A 16,742-nucleotide genomic window follows, 5' to 3' on the forward strand; every position below is an offset into this window, starting at 1 on the left:
GTATCGATATAGCGTGGTTTGACTATCGACGGCGTAAACCCAGAAACAACCCCATCCCTGCCATCGCAGCCGATGAAAGATTTGCAGTGATAAAGTTTTTCAAACCGCCAAGGTGTGGTGATATCCAGGCGATTAATGCATTATAACTGCCTTCAAAGCTAGCCCAGTTGACATCAATCATGCCGTTATACTGAAGCACAAAAAGCACTAAAAGAATCGTTCCAACCACAAAAAACATGATTTTCAGAAAGGTTTTGACTGCAAAGCCGATGGCGAAGCCAACGAAAAAACTAAAGCCCATATATGCCGCCAAAGCGACCCAGTTCCCAGTTTCTATTGACTGTTGTGGATCCATTATTTTTATCCTTATTAAAAAGTCGTTCGAATTCTAGCGTGTTACGGTATAATTTGCCTCTTTTAAAAATCGGCAAACTGCTTTGACACACTCCCCAAGACGCTATTGCGTGGCCCCCATGCTCGATTGGACAGACCGCCACGAGCGTTATTTTCTTCGTTTACTCTCCAAAAATGCCTGGCTGTATACCGAAATGGTTACTACAGGTGCCCTCATTCATGGAGATAATGAGCGTTACTTAAAATTTAATCACCAAGAACATCCAATTGCTCTACAATTGGGAGGTAGTGATGTACAAGATATGACCATCTGCGCCAAAATGGCAGAAGATTTTGGTTACGATGAGGTCAATATCAACGTCGGTTGCCCCAGCGACCGTGTACAACGCGGCGCGTTCGGTGCTTGTCTCATGGCAGAACCTGAACTCATTGCAGAATGTGTCTCAGCAATGCAAAATGCCGTCTCAATTCCGGTAACGGTCAAAAACCGTATCGGTATCGACCAGCAAGACGAAGAAGTGAGTTTACGACGGTTTATCAGTACCGTTGCTGAAGCTGGCTGCAATACCTTTATAGTGCATGCCCGAAAAGCGTGGTTACAGGGGCTTAGCCCCAAGCAAAATCGAGATATACCACCGCTGAACTACGATTTGGTTTATCAGATCAAGCGCGAATTCCCCCAGTTGGAAATCATTATCAACGGTGGCATCACGACATTGGACGAATGTACAACCCATTTACAGTCAGTTGATGGTGTGATGGTTGGGAGAGAGGCCTATCACAATCCCTATCATCTGATAGATGTAGATGCGATGATATATAATGACATAGGATCTAATGCGAGTCGCATGCAGATCTTAGATCAGTTCAGTGAGTACATAGAAGCACGTCTTAGCGAGGGAGTGCCTCTGAAACATATGACGCGACATATTCTTGGATTATTCCAGGGTATGACAGGAGCGAAGGCCTGGCGTCGACATATTAGTGAACAGGCCTATAAGCCAGGCGCTGGTATCGAGGTCTTGCGGGAAGCCGCGAGCCATATCAAAGAATCGGAGTAATTCATGTTATTTGCGAAACGGGATATGACAAATCAGGGCGAAAAGACCCTGAGTCAGCGATTTACCAAACGATTTACACGTTATCTAAGCAGCCAATCCACAGATGCAGCTGCCTCTGATAATCAATTAATCGACATTAGAGAGTGTTATGAACTATTAGGTGAAGCCGAGGCATCAAAAACAAAACAACCCTCAGAGCTCCCTCATATTATTCATCGTATTGTCACGGCCTACGAAAAACGAACCGGCCATTGGCTGGAAGCAGAACAAGTTGCTCTGGCCGCCATTCATTATGACATCGAACAACAAGCAGATATTTTAAGAAAACATTTTAAACAAACATTAACAAACTCCACAGAACTTTACTGCAGCAGCAACACCTCTTATCTTCGACTGGCACTTCTCGCCGAAATACTCAACATTAAACACTTCAGCTTAGGCAAGCCTGCCCCAGACTCTGCAACACCACCTAGCTGTGAGCGCAAATTAAATGTGCTTCTTGACGACATCAGCATGTCAGAGATCGAAGAAAGCGGACGCAAACTGCGTGAGCATTGCACTCAATCCCTCATGAAAAAGGGCATCAGTCCGGATGCATTACAGGCCTGTTGGCACTTGCGCATGCGTTATAGTGATACTGAACATAGTCTGCTAATGAAGTGCATGCCTATCGATATGATGCGCGATGTCTTTAAAACTCAGTACAAAAAGAAGTATGGCTACATTCCACAAGACCAGTCTATTCTCATCGACTCTTTAGAAATTGAAGTCAAGTTAAACGAACCGTGTAAGCCGGGTATGCCTGCTGAAAACCACCATGTGCAACAAATCATGTCACAGTGGGATAGCTGTAATTGCCAAACCAATCAATCATGGCGATACCTTGGTGCTGACGTAAGCCTTATAAACACCAAGCTAAGCTTTATGACTTGCCCTGTTTTGAAAGAAATATTAGCAAATCACGTCGCCAGACCAGCCGACTTAGCAATGTCTAATTTTTTTGTACGAAACTTCAAGAAAGAAGTTGACGAAGCTGCCGCGGATAACTAATATACGCCGCTCAAACGATTCCTCAGTAGCTCAGTTGGTAGAGCAGTTGACTGTTAATCAATTGGTCGCAAGTTCGAGTCTTGCCTGAGGAGCCATATTCTAAAAGCCTGTTGAAGCAATTTAACAGGCTTTTTTTTATGCTGCTAACCAGTCTTCAATTTATAGTTGACGAACAAGCCAGCCATAACTATTATACGCCGCTCAAACAATTCCTCAGTAGCTCAGTTGGTAGAGCAGTTGACTGTTAATCAATTGGTCGCAAGTTCGAGTCTTGCCTGAGGAGCCATATTTTAAAAGCCTGTTAAAGTAATTTGACGGGCTTTTTTGTGTCTGTTTAAAGTGACTTTATTTGATTTATATCAATACGCTAGCTCACCACTCACTTATTATGAAACCCTAGCCACAAGCTATGATTTTTACACCTTTGTAAGATTATTAGGAGTTTCATCATGTACAAGCACATTCTGATTCCCGTTGCCCCAAGCCACCCTGCTAATACACAAGAAGCCATTAAGTTGGCACAACTACTCAAAGCTGACGATGGCAAAATAACGCTAATCTCTGCAATGAGTCATATTCCTGCTTCTGTCGCTCAGTATTTACCAGCAGATCAAATTGAACGAACCTGGTCTGAAGCAAAGACTGCTCTGCTTGAAGAAGTTGAGGGTGTCAGCGACGTTGAGGTTCAGATCATTAATGAAGACGGTTCTGCTGGCTCAACGATTATTGAATATGCTAACAAGCACGAGTCAGATCTGATTATCATAGCCTCGCATCGACCCGGCTTGCAGGACTATTTTCTTGGGTCTACGGCAGCGCGGGTTGTTCGTCATGCTTCGTGTGCGGTGCATGTCATTCGCTGATTCGTAAGATCATAAAACCTGATCCTATTGATCCCATAAAATAATTGGATCTAATCTTATACACATCGTATTCTGATGCCACATTGTTTGGTAAAGGATACGCTGCAGATGACTCAATCTTCTATTCGTATGGGTGTGGACATAGGTGGCACGTTCACTGATGTGGTTCTGGAGGTTGGTGAAGAGCAGTTTTCCACTAAAGTCCTCACTACCTACGCCGCGCCTGAAAACGCCATTATCGACGGCATGCAGCAGGTCTGTCAGCTAGCAGATGTACAGCCCTCAGACATTGGTCAAATCATTCACGGCACTACATTAGCCACCAATGCACTCATTGAACGACGCGGCGCGAAAACTGCATTGATCACCACCCAAGGCTTCCGTGATGTCATTGAAATGCGCACAGAGTCGCGGTTCGAGCAATACGATCTCAACCTAACGATTCCCGAACCACTACTCCCTCGCCAACAGCGTTTTATCTTAAATGAGCGAGTGGATGCGCAAGGCAATGCGCTCATTCCACTAGCACGTGAAGACGTTGAAGCATTGATCGATAGTATTAAAGATGCTGGCTATGAAAGTATCGCGGTTGGTTTGCTGCACTCCTATTTAAACCCTGCTCATGAGCAATTAGTGCGTGAAGTGCTGGCCGATAAAATGCCAGATGCCATGGTATCGCTATCCTGCGAAGTCTCCCCACAAATGCGTGAATACGAGCGCTTCAATACGGTGGTAGCAAATGCATACATCAAACCGCTGATGAAAAGCTATTTGGGTCGTCTGGAAGGTCAACTCAAACAACAAGGCGTGGATTGCTCGATCTTCCTCATGCACTCCGGTGGCGGCATTATCTCCATCGAAAGTGCCGCAGAATTTCCGGTTCGTTTAGTGGAATCAGGCCCTGCTGGTGGTGCAGTATTTGCTGCGAACATTGCCGCTCGTTATGGTCTCGATAAAGTCTTATCTTTTGATATGGGCGGCACTACAGCCAAAATCTGCCTTATCAAAAATCAAACACCAAAGACCAGCCGTGTATTTGAAGTGGCCCGCACTTATCGCTTTAAGAAAGGCTCCGGCATGCCCATATCAATTCCCGTGATTGATATGGTGGAAATCGGTGCAGGTGGTGGCTCACTGGCACATGTGGATGCGATGCGACAAATCCGCGTTGGCCCAGAATCCGCAGGCTCTGAACCCGGCCCAGCCTGTTACGGTCGAGGTGGCGAACGCCCTGCAGTCACCGATGCAGACTTAGTATTGGGTAAACTTGACCCTGACAATTTCGCAGGTGGCTCCATTCAGTTGCATACCGACAATTCCAAAGCAGCGTTGGAAACTGTACTGGGTAATACTTTAGATATGGATGCCCTCACCGCCGCCTACGGCTTAGCCGAAGTAGTGGATGAAAACATGGCGAATGCCGCACGCGTTCATGCGGTAGAAAATGGTGAAGACCTCGCTGATTACACTATGATCGCTTTTGGTGGTGCCGCTCCACTACATGCCGGACGACTGTGTGAAAAGCTCGGTGTTGATCGCTTACTGGTACCAGCTGGTGCAGGCGTTGGCTCTGCCATTGGTTTCTTGCGCGCACCGTTTAGTTTCGAGGCGAACCGCAGCGTGTATATGCGATTATCTGACTTCCAACCCAATGTGATTCGTCAACTACTCACAGATCTTGAAACTGAAGCTACAAAATTTGTGCGCTCCTGTGATGCTGATGCAGAGATTATTTCAGAGTACAAAGCGTATATGCGCTACTCCGGTCAGGGCTGGGAGCTACCGATTGCTCTCAATAAAGCACAAGCATTAGATCCTGACGCCACCGTTTTCAGGCAGCTATTTGAGGCGGATTACATCAGTTTATTTGGCCGTGCCGTTGAAGGCATGGATATAGAAATCACGGTGTGGGCAGTGAATGCCACTACACCAACTGAATTGGTGGAACCTGTTGAGGTATTAACGGGATCAGGCGAAGCAGCCGGAAATAAAACCGATGTATCCCCAGCCTCAGCAGAAATGTCTCTGGCAGAGAAAAAACGTACTCGCACGTTATTTGATCCTGCTTTGGGTAACAGTGTCGAGGCCACCGTAGTACTGCGCCATGACTTGCAAGACGGTCAATTAGTTGAAGGGCCAGCTGTAATCACTGAAGATGAGACAACCATAGTATTACCATCCAGCCGCCAAGCCATTCGCCAAAGTGACGGCTGTATTGATGTGAGGACAAAGTCATGAGCCTTTTCACGAAGAAGCCTATCAACAGTCATTTCAGCAACTCACAGTCCATATCAAACAAGCAGCAAGGAGTCACTTATGAGTAATGGCACAGCAAACCAAGCCTCCACCGTTGCCTATCAGGTCATGTGGAACCGCCTGATATCCGTTGTTGAAGAACAGGCACAAGCCCTCATTCGTACCGCGTTCTCAACCTCCGTGCGTGAGGCTGGTGACTTATCTGCCGGTGTTTATGACACTCAGGGGCGCATGTTGGCACAGGCCGTCACCGGAACACCGGGGCACGTTAACGCGATGGCCGATGCGGTTGGTCATTTCATCAGGCGCATTGGTTATGAAAATATGTTCGAAGGCGATGTCTACATCACCAACGATCCTTGGGAAGGCACTGGCCACCTGCATGACATCACGGTTGTTACCCCCTCTTTTCATAACGGTAAGCACGTCGGATTCTTCGGTTGCACCGCGCATATCGTGGACATCGGCGGACGCGGTTTTGGCGCTGATGCCAATTCTATCTACGAAGAAGGCTTATACATTCCTATCATGAAGTTTGCCGAGCGAGGTGAGTTTGATAAGACCCTGCAAATGATTATTCGTGGCAATGTTCGCGAGCCAGACCAAGCCATGGGCGATATGTATGCGCTGGCAACGTGTAACGAAGTCGGCCATCATCGTTTGGTAGAAATGATGGAAGAGTTCGGGCTGGAAAATCTTAGCGGTATTGCAGCATTTATACTGGAAAACTCACACATCGCCACTGTCGAACGAATCGCTGCCTTAAACAATGCCGAAGCGGATGGGGAAATGCGTATCGATGGATACAGCAAACCAATCGACTTAAAAGTACATTTGGAAATCAAAGACGATCACATTCTCTGTGACTTTGCAGGTACTTCCGGATTGGATAAAAAAGGCATCAACGTGCCCTTGGTGTATACACAGGCTTATGCCTGCTATGCGCTGAAGTGTGCAATTGCGCCGGAGATTCCCAACAATGCCGCCTCTTTAGCGCCTTTTAAGATTACCGCGCCAGAAAACAGTATTGTAAATGCACTCCACCCTGCCCCCGTTGCACTGCGCCATGTCATCGGCCATATGCTGCCGGATGCTGTTTACAATGCCTTGGATAAAATACTCCCCAATACCGTTCCAGCAGAAGGAGCCGGTACGCTGTGTAATTTCCAAGTGTCTGTGCGTCCTCGTACCGATGAGCAAGCACCACCTGAAGCTGTTCGTGCTGAAGTGTTGACGTTTAACTCCGGCGGCTCCGGTGCCCGCCCAAGCGTGGATGGCATGAATGCAACAGCCTTCCCGTCTGGCGTAATGACCATGCCGGTTGAAGCAACTGAGCACACTGGTCCAGTGATCATCTGGCGCAAAGAATTACGCGAGGATAGCGGTGGCTCTGGCAAATTACGTGGCGGCTTAGGTCAGCACATGGAAATTAGCGCCCGTGAAGGTCATGAATTTGATTTCTCTGCCATGTTAGATCGCGTAGATCACCCTGCTCACGGTCGTCAAGGAGGACAAAGTGGCGCGCCTACCGTTATCAAACGCAGTGATGGCAGCATTATGAAAGGCAAAGGAAAGCAGTTCGTACCACATGGTCAACGTGTCATTATGGCGTTTCCCGGCGGCGGGGGTTATGGAGAGGCCAGCGAACGCGACCCTGAGCTAGTTAAACGTGATTTAGCACGCGGTTATATTTCATCCACTACGGCTAAGCGTGATTATGGCTTTAGCGATCAGGAAATCGCTGCTATTGTCGAAGCCGCACAACGAGGAGAATCAATCTAATGCAGAAGACCCAACAAACACAAGCACCCAAGCAGTCCAGCTATGATGTGGTGATTATCGGTGGTGCAATGCTCGGTTCTTCCGTTGCCTGGTTTCTGACAGATAATCCGGATTTTGATGGCTCTATTCTGGTAGTTGAAAAAGACCCCAGCTATGAATTCACCTCGACGGCTCACACTAACAGCTGCATGCGCCAGCAATTTTCCCGCGAGATCAATGTGCGTATCTCACAATTCGCAGCGGATTTTGTAAAAAACTTCCAGCAGTACATGGGCAATGATGAACGCGTGCCTCCGCTTCATTTCCAAAGCTATGGCTATATGTATCTGGCTGATAACGATGGTTTTGTTGATGTACTGAAAGAGAGCTTAAAAGTACAACAAGCTTGCGGTGCAGGTACAAAATACATGACCGCTGAAGCCATTAAGGCCGCCTACCCTTTCTATAATTTGGAAGATATTATCGGAGCCAACCACAACCTGATTGATGAAGGCTATTTTGATGGTGGTACGTTATTTGATTGGTGGAAGCGCTCTGCTAAAGAACGGGGTGCCGAGTACCTTACTAACGAAGTGGTGGCGATGACTAAGAATGATTCCGGCGGTCGCGTCGAGAGCATCACCCTGAAATCAGGTGAAGTAATCGCCTGCGGTAAAGTGGTCAATGCCTCGGGCCCTCGCGCCGTGCTGACCTCACGCATGGCGGGTATTGAAATACCCGTTGAACCACGCAAACGCTACACTTTCATATTTGATGCGGAGCAACCACTGGATCGTGACCTGCCGCTAACCATTGACCCTAGCGGTGTACACATGCGCTCGGAAGGCCAGTACTACCTCGCAGGCTGTCCGCCAGATGTTGATCCAGCCGTGGATTACCATGACTTCGTGCAAGACCACAGTATTTGGGAAGAAAAGCTCTGGCCTATTATCGCCAACCGTATCCCACAGTTTGAAGCCATCAAAGTCATCAACTCTTGGGCGGGGCATTACGCGTTTAATACCTTCGATCAAAACGCAATCCTTGGCCCACACCATGAGGTCGAAAACTTTATATTTGTGAATGGCTTCTCCGGTCATGGCTTCCAACAATCACCGGCTATGGGACGTGGTACTGCGGAGTTAATTACCTATGGTGAATACCGAGAGCTGGATTTATCGCCGTTTAACTTTGAGCGTATTGTGAATAATGAACCCTTTGTGGAAAAGGCGGTGATATGAGTCGACGTCTACTAGTAGCACAACTTAAGCAACATACCTTGGGAGCTGATTCATGAAACTCGCCAGCAACCCATTCACCAAAGCACTCAGCGAAGGCAAGCAACAAATCGGCTTATGGGTCAGTCTTTGCAGTCCGTTTGCTGCCGAAGTAGTGGCACATTCTGCTTATGATTGGGTACTGGTGGACATGGAACATACACCGAATGACCTTCAATCCGTCATGGGGCAATTACAGGTTTTCTCGGGATTTAACAGCACCGCTATTGTTCGCCCGCAATGGAATGATCCGGTACTGGTCAAGCGCCTATTAGATATCGGCGCTCCCGGCTTACTGTTCCCGATGATTCAGTCGGTTGAAGAAGCCGAACAAGCAGTGGCTTCCACGCGCTATCCTCCCAGAGGTATTCGCGGTATGGGTGGTACTACACGTGCTAATGCTTTTGGCCGAATCAGCGATTACAGCAGTCGCATTGAAGATGAAACGGCAGTACTTCTGCAAATCGAAACACGTGTGGCATTGGAACAAACCGAGCATATTGCAGCGGTCGATGGTGTCACGGGGATATTCTTCGGCCCTGCTGATATTGCTGCGGATATTGGACTCATCGGCAAGCCCTTAGATAAGGCCGTGTGGGACTTGATTTTGCCACAAGCTAAAAAACTCATTAGCAAAGGTATTCCGGTTGGTACCTTAGTTGGTGACCCTGATTTTGCTGCGGACTTACTTCAGCAAGGTTTTAGCTTTGTCGCCTGTGGCTCTGACTTAGGCTTGCTTGCCAAAAGCTCGGATCAATTGCTTGCAAAAATGCGTGGCGCTGTAAAAGAGACTATTAAGAATCCGGTCAATCACAGTAATTCTGAAAGTACCTCCGAGGTCAGCGACATCGATAGCCATGGAGAAAACGGCGAATGAGTTTTCAGGCCTCCCGACTTGATCCAGTACGCCCTTCTGCGTCTGCCGCCACCAGCCAACGCGCAAGAGAACTACGAGCTGAAGGCCATGAGGTGATTGATCTGGGTTTAGGCGAACCTGACTTCGACACGCCAATGCACATTATCGAGGCCGCTCACCAAGCCGCATTAAACGGACAAACAAAGTACCCACCTAATGGCGGCACTGATACGCTGAAAAAAGCCATTATCGCCAAATTTAAACGGGACAATCAGCTGCACTTTACTCCCTCTGAAATCATCGTATCCAATGGCGCTAAGCAGATCATTTTCGGCGCCCTCATGTCTACTTTGGAAGCAGATCAGGAAGTGTTGCTATGCGCACCCTACTTTGACTCCTATGAAAACATAGTGTTAGCGATTGGCGGACAACCCAAATTTATACGTTGTGATGCCGATAACAGTTTTCGCCTTACTCCCGCAGCACTGGAAGCCGCTATCAGCGACAACACTCGCTGGCTAATCTTCAACTCACCCTCCAACCCAGCAGGCGCAATGTATTCGGATGATGAGTTACTCGCGCTAGGTGCTGTTCTGGCACGTCATCCGCAGGTACTGGTTTTAGCAGATGAAATCTACGAACACATTATTTTTGATGACCGTAAATACTCCTCTCTAGCAGCTCTAAGCCCCAACTTGCGCGAACAAGTTCTCACCGTCAATGGTGTTTCCAAGGCTTATGCAATGACAGGCTGGCGTATTGGTTATGGAGCAGGTCCAGAGCAACTGATCAGCGCAATGACTAAAATGCAGTCGCTGATATCTTCCGGTGCATGCTCAATCGCTCAAGCAGCTGCTGCCGCTGCACTCAACGGCCCGCAGGATGAGGTCGAACGTTTCAGACAAGCATTTGAAAAACGTCGAGATCTGGTCGTCAATGCAGTCGCTGATATTCCCGGCTTAACACTGGATGCACCAGGTGGTGCATTTTATGCCCTCATTGGATGTGAGGCGCTCATGAATAGCACCACTCCAGACGGTGGCATTATCGAAAATGACGCTGAGTTTGTCGCCTATATTATGGATACCGCTCAAGTCGCGACAGTACCCGGCAGTGCTTACGGCCTCAGTCCATTTTTCAGAATATCAATGGCTAATTCTGAAACGAATTTATCGGAAGCTTTACGCCGCATTGCAAGCTGCGTAGCTCAACTCAAACACCCCTGATTAAGTGAGATCATTATGAAAAAATTAGTACTAACTGGCGCAGCTGGCCGCCTTGGCTCTTACCTTCGCGAGCCACTGACCAAACTTGCTGACACCCTCGTTTCAACCGACTTAGTTGAAGACATCGGCAAACTCTACGATGGCGAGTCATACGTTAAAGCCGACTTGTCCAAGTTGGATGAGATGATGGCGGTATTAGAAGGCGCTGACATGGTGGTGCACTTCGGTGCGATTGGTGACGAAGCCCCGTTTGATGACATTCTGCAATCGAATATCATCGGTGCTTACAATGTGTGGGAAGCGGCCTACCAACAAGGCGTGCGTCGCGTGGTTTATGCCAGCTCGATTCATGCTGTCGGTATGTATCCTAAGACTGAATTTATCGGTACGGATGTTCCGCATCGTCCAGATACCTTCTACGGGTTGGCTAAGTGTTTTGCCGAAGACCTTGGTAGTTTGTACTGGGATAAGCGCCAACTTGAGTCTGTGTGTATGCGCATTTTGTCAGCAGCTCAGGTAAACAACCCACGTTCACTCGGCTCATGGCTTTCTTATGATGATCTGATTCATTTGGTTGAGACCTCAATCAATACGCCAGTGACAGGCTTTTCGATTGTTTATGGTGTATCGAATAATGACCGTGCACCTGTAGATAATCACAAGGCAAGTTTCTTAGGCTATCGCCCGAAAGATAATGCTGAGCAGTTTGCTGAGAAGGTATTAGCAGAATCCGAACATCTCGATCCAACTGATCTAACACATATGTGTCAGGGTGGGCCATTTGCTACGGTGGAAATTGGTAATAGTGGTCTGGCGAATATGAACGTTGTGGATGATAAGAAAACTACATAACAGTTCGCATTAGGAGCCTCTGGTATGCGCAGGCCCCTACCTATTGAGCAAGTGTGACTGCTTACAAAATCTGCGATGGATTAACAGCATCGCGAGTAATATTCAGGAGAATAAAGATGTCTAATAAACAAGTTGTGTTAGTTGTCGGTGGCGGAAGTGGTATCGGTGCAGATTCTGCCAGAAAGCTCGCAGAAGATGGCTACGATGTTGGTGTGATGTCATCTTCAGGTAAAGGGGAAGTATTAGGCAAGGAGCTTGGCGGACTGGGATTTACTGGCTCAGTACTCGAACCAAAAGATTTGACGACATTCGTTGAATTAGCTATGGAACGCTTTGGTAGAATCGATGCGGTGGTCAATTGTACTGGTCATGGTCCTAAAGGTGACATCATGAAAATTAGCGATGATGACTGGCACTTGGGCATGGATTACTACCTGATGAATGTGATTCGCATGACCCGTTTAGTGTTACCAATCATGCAAAAGCAAGGGGGTGGTTCAATCGTCAATATTTCCACCTTCGCCACATTTGAACCTGACCCGCTATTCCCAACTTCAGGTGTATTCCGAGCCAGTTTAGCGGCTTATAGCAAACTGTTTAGTACCCAGTTTGCCGCTGAAAATATTCGCATGAATAACGTGCTACCCGGCTTTATTGACAGCTTACCTTCGACTGAAGATCGTTTGGCACGTATTCCTGCCGGACGTTATGCCAAAGTCCGTGAGCTTAGTGAAACGGTCGCCTTTTTAGCCTCGGATAAGTCTAGTTACATCACAGGGCAAAACTTACGCGTTGATGGTGGATTAACCAGTTCCGTCTGATAGCATCACATATAAAGAACCTAGCAGGAGTACCGTATATGTCAGCACTTTTTAGCCCCCTCACCATCAAAGACATCACCTTCCGCAACCGGACTGGTGTGTCTCCGATGTGCCAATACTCCTCCGTTGAGGGTGTCGCCAATGACTGGCATATGGTGCACTTGGGTTCCCGTGCCGTTGGTGGCGCGGGACTCATTATTGCTGAAGCCACAGCTGTTAGCCCGGACGGACGAATTTCTCCGGGCTGCGCAGGTATTTGGAATGATGAGCAAGCCGAGGCATTAATTCCGGTTAACCAATTTATCAAACAGCACGGTGCGGTAGCCGGTATTCAGATCGGACATTCCGGCCGCAAAGGTTCCTCTGCCCGACCTTGGGACGGTGGCGCGCACCTTGCAGATGATGCTGGTGGATGGCCAGTGATCGGTCCTTCGGACGTTGCATTTGACGATGACGGTGTACGACTTTGGAAAACGCCTCATAAAATGACTATCGAGGAGATAAAAGCCATGCAAGGCCTGTTTGTTGATGCCGCTAAACGCTCCTTGGCAGCAGGTTATGAGTTACTGGAAATCCACGGTGCTCACGGCTATTTACTCCACAGTTTTTTCACACCACTGGTTAATTCACGTGATGATGAGTATGGCGGCAGCACAGAAAATCGCGCACGCATGATGCTAGAAACAGTCGAAGCAGTACGCGCCGTGTGGCCGGAGAATCTGCCATTGGCCGTTCGCCTGTCTGCTGCGGACTGGATTGAAGGTGGCCTGACCGTTGAAGACAACATTCAAATGGCTGGCTGGTTGAAGGAACGTGGCGTAGATTTTGTTGATTGCTCCGGAGGTGGCGCTACGCCTGCTGCCCGGGCATCGGTTGGAACACGCACGGCAGATCAGGTGGGACTTGCGAGTGACATCCGCGCTGCGACAGGCATTGCAACCATGGCAGTTGGGGCTATTACCGATGCTAAACAAGCTGAGGCAATCATTGCCAATGGTCAGGCGGATATTGCGCTAATGGCGCGCCAGATGATGCGCAATCCATACTGGCCACTGCAAGCGGCTCAGGAGCTGGGCGTGGATGCAAAGCAGCATGTGGCGACGCAGGTCAGTTTTTTTGTTGGCTAGAGAGATCGCTGGCAAGTGCTGCTTAGGGAATGCCCCTTAAAATATTGCTTTATATTTCATGAAGGTACTCGTATACCTAAGCATGGAATATTAATAAGGAGACTTCCATGTTAGATCAAGCTCGCCAGCGCACCCTTGCTTTCCAACAGCGCCTGAAAGATGCCAATATAGATATTGCCATCCTAACCGATGAAAGCTCTATTGCTTATCTTGCGGGGTTCTGGGGATATTTATCCGTCGAGTTTGGACGCCCTACTTTCTTAATTGTACGACCTGATGAGGCGCCCATTGTCATCACCCCACTGATGGAAAGTGAGATGGTGTCAGCCATGACATGGGTGGATAATGTCCTGACGTGGGAAGACTCCGGACCGAATCGCTGGGAAAACGTCTTAGCCAAAGCGCTGGGGATTAACAGTCAAACCAGCACACAAACCCTTGCTGTAGAACGTGCAATATTACCTGCCTTGGTTCGCAACTGGTTCGACGATTATTTACCTGGCACAGTGTTAAACGATGTTGCTGCCATCTTAGGCGCAATGCGAACTATCAAATCTCCTGAAGAAATAGCAGTTATGAAACAAGCCGGCGAGATAGCCGGAGCAATGATGCATGCAGCAGAAGACGCATTAGCTGCGGGTATACCAGAATATGAAGCAGCACTAGCAGTAATCAACGCAGGCACACGCAAAGCAGCAGGGTTTCTGACAGATAAAGGCTGGGAAGCATTTGTTTCACCTATGATTCATAATCTACAAATTATGCAATCCGGACGTGATACTTCAATGGTACATAGAAGGGCCAACGTCAAAGCACTCGCTATTGGTGATCCGGTTTACTTCTGCTTCTGCAATATGGCGCAGTTCAAACAATACAAACTAGGCTTTGACCGCATGTTTTTTGTTGAAACTGTCACAGACAAGGCCGCTAAAATTCAACAAACTGCTATTGACGCACAACAAGCAGCGATCAGTGCTATTCGCCCGGGAGTCAGCGCAGAGTCCATTGCTGAAGCAGCTAATGAGGTTTATCAATCACAAGGATTTGAAACCGGTTACCGCACAGGACGTTCGATTGGCATGTCATATCTGGAGTCGCCAGAGCTAAAAGCCGGTGATAAAACCATTCTCCAACCCGGTATGACTTTTGCCGTTGATGGTGGTATCTCAGTGGATGGTGAGTTGGGTGGCCGCATTGGTGATTCGATAGTGGTTACCGAGACAGGTTCAGACTATCTCACCAATTACCCCCGTAAAATTCTAATTGCCGGATAAGGTCAATGAAGTCAGCTATTTTTCAATGTGCAGGAGGTGGACTTAGTCAGGAGCAACGATTGGCTGCACTGGAAAAACAACTCAGTTCCAATGATGTAGCACTGGTGGTCTGTCCTGAGTTGTTTTTATCCGGATATGCTGTCGGTGACCAACTGATAGCGCTAGCTGAAAACCTCGATAAAGGTAGGTTTCGTCAAGCAATTTCCGGATTAGCCAATCGCTATTCTACCGCCATTGTTTACGGCTACCCCGAGCGAGCTAACGACACAATTTATAACTCAGCAGCTTGTATTGATGCCAATGGTGAAGTGATTGCCAATCACCGTAAGCTACTGCTGCCTCCCGGGTTTGAAAGTGATTATTTTTCCTCAGGCACTCAGCCAACGCTGTTCGAACTCAACAGCTTACGCTGTGCAATTCTGATTTGCTATGACGCGGAATACCCGGAGGCCATCCGAGCGATGGCTGAGGCTGGAGTGCAGCTGATTATTGTTCCCACTGCCTTAGTAAAGAACTGGGCTGTGGTAGCACGCAAAGTCATGCCTACACGCGCTTTTGAAAATGGCGTCTGGCTAATGTATGCCAATCATGCGGGTGCCGAAGGCGATCTTAATTATCTTGGTGAGAGCTGTATTATTGCTCCTGATGGCCAAGATGCTGCGCGTGCGGGTGACAATGAAGCGTTTATCATTACTGAGATTACAGCTGACAAAGTTGTGGCATCACAACAGCGACTGCCTTACTTACAAGGCGTGAAAGCGCTGAGACAGACTTTGAAAGATGCGATACTGCAGGAATGAATTTCAATTTAAAGCAAATCGAAGCCTTTATTTGGGTGGCAGACCTTGGCAGTTTTCGCAAAGCTGCCTCGCGTTTGAACACTACTCAACCTAATATTTCTGCAAGAATTTCCTCTTTGGAAGCTGCATTAGGTGCCCATTTAATGGAGCGTGATGCAGGCTCAGTCAGACTCACCTCTCAAGGCAAAGAGCTATTAAAATACGCTCGGAAAGTCTTACGCAGTACCGAAGAACTAGCGGCTGCATCGGGTAAAAACAGCCTATTTCAAGGCTCGCTAAAGCTAGGTGTGACTGAAATGGTAGTGCATACGTGGCTACGGGAGTTTCTGCGAGAACTCAAAGAGCATTATCCCAATATTGCTGTTGAACTGACCGTTGATGTTTCAGTCAATCTGGAAAAAGAACTGATGGATCGCTCAATCGATTTAGCATTGCAAAACGAACCCTTTGTGCATCAAACCAGTGGCTCTGAGGATTTAGGCACCTACCCGCTTATCTGGGTTGCTTCGCCGGATATGGGACTGCATAAAAAAAAGGAAGTCACCAAAGAAGACCTCGCCATCTACCCTATTCTGACTCATGCTAAAAACACCCGACTCTATGAAGAAGTTGAGAATCACTTTAGCCCGCTAAACAATGTGCGCATCGTGCCCTCAACAAATCTTTCAGCTTGCCTGCACATGACGGCGGATGGTATGGGTGTAGTCACAGTACCTGAGGTGATGGTGCAGAATGAACTGGCATCCGGGGAATTGGTGAAGATTAATTACTCTTGGACGCCAGAGAGTTTGCATTTTTTGGCGCGGTTTGATGCTGAAAGATCATCGGGGTTGGTGAGTTCGGCGGCAACAATAGCAGGGAATATCACTAAGCTTTTTGGCACTTCCAGAGCACACTCATGAGATCTCTATAGCTTTGCACTATGGAATATTTAAAGTTAGCTAATTTCATTCAAATTCTATTTATTAGCAATAATTCATTGGACTGAGCAAGTTGTATAAATATACTCCAGCCACATGCGGTAATCTAAAGTGCCAAGTTTCAAGTATGCCGCTTCTAGTAAAAATATTAATTAATAAAGGATGACCTAAATGAAAATTAAGGAAATGTCAGATCTAATCTCTAATGATGCGAACATTAAAGGCAAGAGTTATGATTGAAAGT

The 16,742-nt window shown here is 47.6% G+C and carries 15 protein-coding genes and 2 tRNA genes; 16 read left to right on the plus strand and 1 reads right to left on the minus strand.

The window, feature by feature from the left end:
- Nucleotides 1–22: 22 nt before the first annotated feature.
- A complete protein-coding gene (locus DKW60_RS07165) occupies nt 23–355 on the minus strand; it encodes an FUN14 domain-containing protein (RefSeq protein ID WP_109836960.1) in 333 nt (110 codons plus the stop codon).
- Nucleotides 356–473: 118 nt separating this feature from the next.
- Here DKW60_RS07165 and dusA point away from each other — a divergent pair, with 118 nt between their 5' ends.
- From dusA to DKW60_RS07245, 16 genes are all read left to right on the plus strand, one after another.
- Entirely contained in the window at nt 474–1,415 is a 942-nt protein-coding gene (gene dusA, locus DKW60_RS07170; RefSeq protein ID WP_109836961.1) for a tRNA dihydrouridine(20/20a) synthase DusA, read from the plus strand.
- Nucleotides 1,416–1,418: 3 nt separating this feature from the next.
- Nucleotides 1,419–2,465 carry a hypothetical protein gene (locus tag DKW60_RS07175; RefSeq protein ID WP_109836962.1) on the plus strand — a complete coding sequence of 349 codons (1,047 nt, stop codon included), beginning with the start codon at nt 1,419–1,421 and terminating at the stop codon, nt 2,463–2,465.
- Nucleotides 2,466–2,484: 19 nt separating this feature from the next.
- Nucleotides 2,485–2,560: transfer RNA gene (locus DKW60_RS07180), tRNA-Asn, on the plus strand.
- 115 nt (nt 2,561–2,675) lie between these two features.
- A tRNA-Asn gene (locus DKW60_RS07185) sits at nt 2,676–2,751 on the plus strand.
- A gap of 163 nt (nt 2,752–2,914) precedes the next feature.
- The gene (locus DKW60_RS07190) at nt 2,915–3,328 is read left to right on the plus strand and encodes a universal stress protein (protein ID WP_109836963.1); all 414 of its coding nucleotides are present in this window, start codon (nt 2,915–2,917) and stop codon (nt 3,326–3,328) included.
- A gap of 108 nt (nt 3,329–3,436) precedes the next feature.
- Nucleotides 3,437–5,566 carry a hydantoinase/oxoprolinase family protein gene (locus DKW60_RS07195; RefSeq protein ID WP_109836964.1) on the plus strand — a complete coding sequence of 710 codons (2,130 nt, stop codon included), beginning with the start codon at nt 3,437–3,439 and terminating at the stop codon, nt 5,564–5,566.
- 78 nt (nt 5,567–5,644) lie between these two features.
- The gene (locus DKW60_RS07200; protein WP_109836965.1) at nt 5,645–7,366 is read left to right on the plus strand and encodes a hydantoinase B/oxoprolinase family protein; all 1,722 of its coding nucleotides are present in this window, start codon (nt 5,645–5,647) and stop codon (nt 7,364–7,366) included.
- Nucleotides 7,366–8,586: an NAD(P)/FAD-dependent oxidoreductase gene (locus DKW60_RS07205; RefSeq protein WP_109836966.1), complete on the plus strand. Its 1,221-nt coding sequence runs from the start codon at nt 7,366–7,368 to the stop codon at nt 8,584–8,586. Before DKW60_RS07200 ends, DKW60_RS07205 begins: the two co-directional genes overlap by 1 nt.
- Before the next feature lie 52 nt (nt 8,587–8,638).
- Nucleotides 8,639–9,499 carry an HpcH/HpaI aldolase family protein gene (locus tag DKW60_RS07210; RefSeq protein WP_109836967.1) on the plus strand — a complete coding sequence of 287 codons (861 nt, stop codon included), beginning with the start codon at nt 8,639–8,641 and terminating at the stop codon, nt 9,497–9,499.
- Entirely contained in the window at nt 9,496–10,704 is a 1,209-nt protein-coding gene (locus tag DKW60_RS07215) for a pyridoxal phosphate-dependent aminotransferase (RefSeq protein ID WP_109836968.1), read from the plus strand. Before DKW60_RS07210 ends, DKW60_RS07215 begins: the two co-directional genes overlap by 4 nt.
- A 15-nt stretch (nt 10,705–10,719) precedes the next feature.
- A complete protein-coding gene (locus DKW60_RS07220) occupies nt 10,720–11,556 on the plus strand; it encodes an NAD-dependent epimerase/dehydratase family protein (protein ID WP_109836969.1) in 837 nt (278 codons plus the stop codon).
- Between the two features lie 116 nt (nt 11,557–11,672).
- Nucleotides 11,673–12,377, plus strand: a complete 705-nt coding sequence (locus tag DKW60_RS07225; protein WP_109836970.1) for an SDR family oxidoreductase — start codon at nt 11,673–11,675, stop codon at nt 12,375–12,377.
- Nucleotides 12,378–12,415: 38 nt separating this feature from the next.
- Entirely contained in the window at nt 12,416–13,504 is a 1,089-nt protein-coding gene (locus DKW60_RS07230; RefSeq protein WP_109836971.1) for an NADH:flavin oxidoreductase/NADH oxidase, read from the plus strand.
- A 107-nt stretch (nt 13,505–13,611) separates the two neighbouring features.
- Nucleotides 13,612–14,778 carry a M24 family metallopeptidase gene (locus DKW60_RS07235; RefSeq protein WP_109836972.1) on the plus strand — a complete coding sequence of 389 codons (1,167 nt, stop codon included), beginning with the start codon at nt 13,612–13,614 and terminating at the stop codon, nt 14,776–14,778.
- Between the two features lie 5 nt (nt 14,779–14,783).
- Nucleotides 14,784–15,578, plus strand: a complete 795-nt coding sequence (locus DKW60_RS07240; RefSeq protein WP_109836973.1) for a carbon-nitrogen hydrolase family protein — start codon at nt 14,784–14,786, stop codon at nt 15,576–15,578.
- Nucleotides 15,575–16,480, plus strand: a complete 906-nt coding sequence (locus tag DKW60_RS07245) for a LysR family transcriptional regulator (protein ID WP_109836974.1) — start codon at nt 15,575–15,577, stop codon at nt 16,478–16,480. The genes DKW60_RS07240 and DKW60_RS07245 overlap by 4 nt, the downstream gene beginning before the upstream one ends.
- The last annotated feature ends 262 nt before the right edge of the window (nt 16,481–16,742 follow it).

The sequence above is a fragment of the Leucothrix pacifica genome (assembly GCF_003172875.1).
GTDB lineage: Bacteria > Pseudomonadota > Gammaproteobacteria > Thiotrichales > Thiotrichaceae > Leucothrix > Leucothrix pacifica.